The 920-nt window shown below is 38.6% G+C and carries 2 protein-coding genes; both read right to left on the minus strand.

Annotated elements, in window-relative coordinates:
- Nucleotides 1-5: 5 nt before the first annotated feature.
- Nucleotides 6-578, minus strand: coding sequence for an IS630 family transposase (locus tag EI164_RS16405; protein ID WP_192521032.1), 573 nt, complete (start codon nucleotides 576-578; stop codon nucleotides 6-8).
- The gene (locus EI164_RS16410; RefSeq protein WP_318779570.1) at nucleotides 505-831 is read right to left on the minus strand and encodes an IS630 transposase-related protein; all 327 of its coding nucleotides are present in this window, start codon (nucleotides 829-831) and stop codon (nucleotides 505-507) included. The genes EI164_RS16405 and EI164_RS16410 overlap by 74 nt, the downstream gene beginning before the upstream one ends.
- Nucleotides 832-920: the final 89 nt, after the last annotated feature.

A 920-nucleotide genomic window follows, 5' to 3' on the forward strand; every position in this document is an offset into this window, starting at 1 on the left:
TATAGTTAGTTCAAAATAAAATTGTTATGGTTAGGACAAACATCATAAAACAATTTGGATAAGTCATTTTCCAACCAGCCTTGGCGTAGAAACTTCACTTGAGCCCATTTTTTCTCGATAGGGTTTAGATCAGGGCTATAAGGCGGCAGCCATAGAATACGATGACCATGTCTATTAAGTAGCTTTTGGATACGTTTGCTTTTATGAAACCGAGCATTATCCATGACAATAACACATTTAGTTTTAAGGCTTGGGATAAGCGTGTATTTGCACCAGTCGTAGAATATGCTGCTGTTGATGTTGTGCTTAAAGTAATCCAGTGCAAACAACATCTTTTCATACAGAGCACCGATAACGTTGGTTCGTTTTTTTGCTTGCCAGTTGTAACTATCAATGCAAGGTTTGCCTATCGGTGCATAGCCATAAGAACGAATAGTTTCAGCCTCAAAGCCACTTTCATCCATGTACACAATGGGGTAGCCTTGCTGCGTAAAGCTATTAAGCTTACTGTGATACTTTGCTCTTTTTATCAGACAGGCTTTTGGATGTTCCAAGGTCTTTTTTTTGACTGATACCAAGGCGCTTTAAGGCATGATAAATGCCTGTTTTACTACAGTTTAAACGACGTGCTCGCTCATACTGGTAATCATCGGGATGCTCTTTAACATCATTAAGTAGCACCTCATCTGGTATTTTATAAGGTTTGGTTTGTCTGGTTGTTTTACTGTGAACACGCCGCTTCCAGTTCTGTATAGTGGTTGGGCTCAGATTGTAAAACTCAGCCGCCGCAGCAAAGGTCATACCCTCGTCTAAGCTTTTAAGAACTTGCATACGAAAATCTAGTGAGTAAGTCATGGTCTTTATAATAGCAATTCGATTTAATAATTAGTTTATAACATTTTTAGGTGAGATTGACTATA

It is taken from the genome of Psychrobacter sp. FME13 (assembly GCF_014861395.1).
Classification (GTDB): domain Bacteria; phylum Pseudomonadota; class Gammaproteobacteria; order Pseudomonadales; family Moraxellaceae; genus Psychrobacter.